General features: G+C 80.4%; 1 protein-coding gene and 1 pseudogene. One reads left to right on the forward strand and one right to left on the reverse strand.

Going from position 1 to position 1,226, the window contains the following annotated elements:
* The first annotated feature begins 134 nt into the window (after positions 1 to 134).
* A complete protein-coding gene (locus tag AC0CYZ_RS05915; protein ID WP_472213276.1) occupies positions 135 to 710 on the forward strand; it encodes a hypothetical protein in 576 nt (191 codons plus the stop codon).
* 65 nt (positions 711 to 775) lie between these two features.
* On the opposite strand, the pseudogene AC0CYZ_RS05920 reads toward AC0CYZ_RS05915, so the two are convergent.
* Positions 776 to 1,226, reverse strand: a pseudogene (locus AC0CYZ_RS05920) (hypothetical protein); the annotation flags it as partial.

Consider the following 1,226-nt stretch of genomic DNA (forward strand, 5'->3'; position numbering starts at 1 on the left):
GGGTCCCGATCGGGCGCCGAGCGGTCTAGGCTCGGTCCGTTCCGCGAGCAGCGCCCGGACCGAGGGGGCACGCCATGCCGATCAACCACACGTCGTCGCCGTTCGTCCCATCCGCCAACGACGCACCAGACGGCATGCCCGAGCTCGAGGCGGGCGCGCACCGCGACGCGCGCTCGGGCAGCTGCGAGATGGAGTACGTCTCCGTCCTGGCCGGTGAGCGCTTCACCGACCGGCCCCGCTGCACCCACCCCGCGGTGGCCGCGCTCGCGTGGCAGGTCAACGACGCGGTGTCGCACGAGGCGCGGCAGCACCTCGGCCTGCGCGCGGTCGAGCTCGTCGGCGCGGGGCGGGACCTGGACGGCCCGGTCCGCCCGGTCGTGCTCGCCGCCGTCGCCCGCGCGGGCCTGCGTCTGGACCCGACGAGCCGCTTCTTCACCCGCCTCGCGCGCCGCGTGGAGGAGGCCCAGGCGAAGGCCGCGCAGCGCCGCGCCGAGGGCCGGGACGCCGGGGACGGCGCGGGCGGGCGCCTCGCCACCCTGCTTCACGTCGGCCCGGTGAACCACGCCTGCGCCCACCTGCTCGTCGCGTCGCGCGCGGCCGGGCTGGACGCGGCGGCCCGGGACGCGGTCCTGGTCGACCTGCTGGACGACTGCCTCGCCGCGGTGCGGGCCGGACGGGTCCCGACGCCGACGGTGGTCCCGGCGGGCTGAACCCCGTGTCGGAACGGTCGCGTCACTGACACCGGACGTCCCGGCAGCGACGCGGTGTGCGCTCGTCAGCCGAGCTTCAGGCAGCCCCCGAGCACCGGCTCGAGGCAGACCTTCGCCAGCGGTGCGCTCGAGGACCCCGACGAACCGGACCCGCCCGAGGCGCGCGCCGCCGACGAGTCCGACGAGCCGGACCCCGACGACGCCGCGGGCGCGGGCTTCGCGGGCGCCGGCGGGGACCCCGCGGCCGGGCGGGCCGCCTCGGCCGAGGGCGCGGGACGTCCGGCAGCCGCCGCGGCCGGGCGCCCGGGCGTCGCGGTGGCGGCCCGCGTGGCGGGCGGAGCGGCGGCGGGCGGAGCGGAGACGGGCGGCCGCGCCCCCGCGGGGGCGGGCAGCCCCCTGGCCGCGGCCACGGGGTCGAGTGCCGGGTCGAGGGCCGGGGCGCCGGCGCCGGGAGCGACCGCCGCGGGCGGGCCGCCCAGCTCCCACGGCTCCGGGAACCCGACCGGGGCGAGCGTC

The sequence above is a fragment of the Actinomycetospora sp. genome (assembly GCF_055612215.1).

Excerpts from the sequence above, each read along its gene's own strand:
- AC0CYZ_RS05915 (WP_472213276.1), top strand. The coding sequence starts at position 135 with ATGCCCGAGCTCGAGGCGGGCGCGCACCGCGACGCGCGCTCGGGCAGC.